2 protein-coding genes are annotated in these 2,056 nt (G+C 70.2%); both read right to left on the reverse strand.

Annotation, left to right across the window (positions count from 1 at the left end; translation table 11 throughout):
- Positions 1-892: polyprenyl synthetase family protein (locus AC5RUJ_RS15140; protein WP_494156126.1), on the reverse strand; the 892-nt coding region annotated here is incomplete at its 3' end.
- 9 nt (positions 893-901) lie between these two features.
- Positions 902-2,056, reverse strand: a 1,155-nt coding sequence (locus AC5RUJ_RS15145; RefSeq protein ID WP_494156127.1) for a geranylgeranyl reductase family protein, incomplete at its 5' end; no start/stop codon positions are given.

The raw sequence follows: 2,056 nt of genomic DNA on the forward strand, positions 1-2,056 counted from the left end.
GCACGGCGGCGGCGGACACGTCGCCGTCGGCGGCGGCCTGGCGCAGCAGCAGGACCGGCAGGGTGGGGACGCCCTCACGCAGGTCGGTGCCCGGGGTCTTGCCGGACTTGGCCTTGAGGCCGGTCACGTCAATCACGTCGTCGGCCAGCTGGAACGCCACGCCCACCTTCTCGCCGTATTCCAGCATCACGTTCACGGCCTGCTCGCCGGCTCCGGAGAACATGGCGCCGAGCTGGCCGGACGTGGCGATCAGCGAGGCGGTCTTGTCCGCGATCACGGAGAGGTAGTGTTCCACCGGATCCTCGTCCTCGCGCGGGCCGACGGTCTCGTGCAGCTGTCCCAGACAGAGCCGCTCGAAGGTGCGCGCCTGGATGCCGACTGCTTCGGGCCCCAGCTGGGACACCAACAGCGAGGCGCGGGCGAAGATCAGGTCGCCGGCGAGGATGGCCACCTGGTTGCCCCACACCTCGTGCGCGGTCGGGGCACCCCGGCGGTAGGGCGCGGAATCCATCACGTCGTCGTGGTAGAGCGTGGCCAGGTGCGTCAGTTCAACGACGACGGCGGCCTGCACCACGTCGGGAACGGAGCCGTTGCCCAGCTGCGCGGCCAGGATGGTCAGCAGCGGACGGATCCGCTTCCCGCCGGCTTCCACGAGATGGCGGCTGGTGGCGTCGGCGAACGGATCGGAGTGCGCGATGGCCGCGCGCAACTGCTTCTCCACGCGCGCCAAGGCGGTGGAAACCGCGGGACCGAGCTCGGCGTCCTGGGCCACCGGGGCGAAGCCGTCCGGCAGGTTCAGGCTGGTGGCAAGGGCGGCAGTCGCGGTATCCAGCTCCGGCGACTGCGGCGGGTTCTGGCCGGCGGGAGTCCAACTCGGTTTGGCGTCAGTCACTGTTCAACACTAACTAATCGTGGGGGCGGTATGGCCGGCCGGTTTGTGGCCGCCGGCCTGGTTCGATGCCGGCGGCGTCAGTTGCTCCAGCAGATGAATAACTCTATCCTCAAATCCCTTGCCGCCCGAGTCGGTCAAATTGGCCAGCATCCGCACCACGAAGCGCATCAACGGCGGGACCGGCATTCCGGTCCGCAGGGCCAGTTTCATGATGGCCGGTTTGCCGATCAGCTGGGCGAAAATCCGGCCCAGCGTGAAGTGGCTGCCCCAGTGCCCGCGGATGATGTCCGGGTAGCGGGCCATCGCGGCGTCAAAGCCGGCCATGCTGAGCAGCTGCCCGCCGGTCCCGGACAAGCGGCCGTGCGCGTCGGCGATCAGCTCGGCCGCGTAGCGGGCGGACTCCATGGCGTAGGAGATGCCCTCTCCGTTAAACGGGCTGACCATGCCGCCGGCGTCGCCGAGCAGCAGCAGGCCGGGGCTGTAGTGCGGCGTCCGGTTGAACCCCATCGGCAGGGCCGCACCGCGGACCTGTCCCACCTGGTTTTCCTCGGTAAAGCCCCACTCCGCAGGCATGCCGGCGGTCCACTCGCGGAGCACCTGCCGGTAGTCCAGCTTGCCGAAGGACTTGGACGAGTTGAGGATGCCCAGGCCCACGTTGGATGTGCCGTCGCCGACGCCGAAGACCCAGCCGTAGCCGGGCAGCGGGTTGCCGGCCGCGTCGGGGAGTTCCAGCCATCCCTCCATCCAGTCGTCGTCGTGCCGGGGCGAGGTGAAGTAGGTACGCACGGCCACGCCCAGCGGCCGGTCGTCGCGCTTCTCGATGCCCAGGCTCAGGGCCGTGCGGGTGGAGTTGCCGTCGGCGGCCAGCACCACGTCGGCGACGAAGTCCTTGGTCTCCCCGGTCTTGCGTCCGCGCCCGTCCAGCACGTTGGCGCGGACCCCGGTGACCCGTCCGGCCTCGTCCCGGAGGGCGGTGGAAACGGAGTGGCGTTCCAGCACGACGGCGCCGGCGGCCGCCGCGTGACGGGCCAACTGCTCGTCGAAGCCCATCCGGGTGCGGATCAGGCCGTAGTCCGGGAAGTCGCTCAGTTCCGGCCAGGGCAGCTCAAGCTGCCGGCCGCCGGCGATCAGCCGCAGCCCCCGGTTCCGGCGCCAGCCGGCGAG

It is taken from the genome of Arthrobacter sp. Y3223164, from assembly GCF_059091005.1.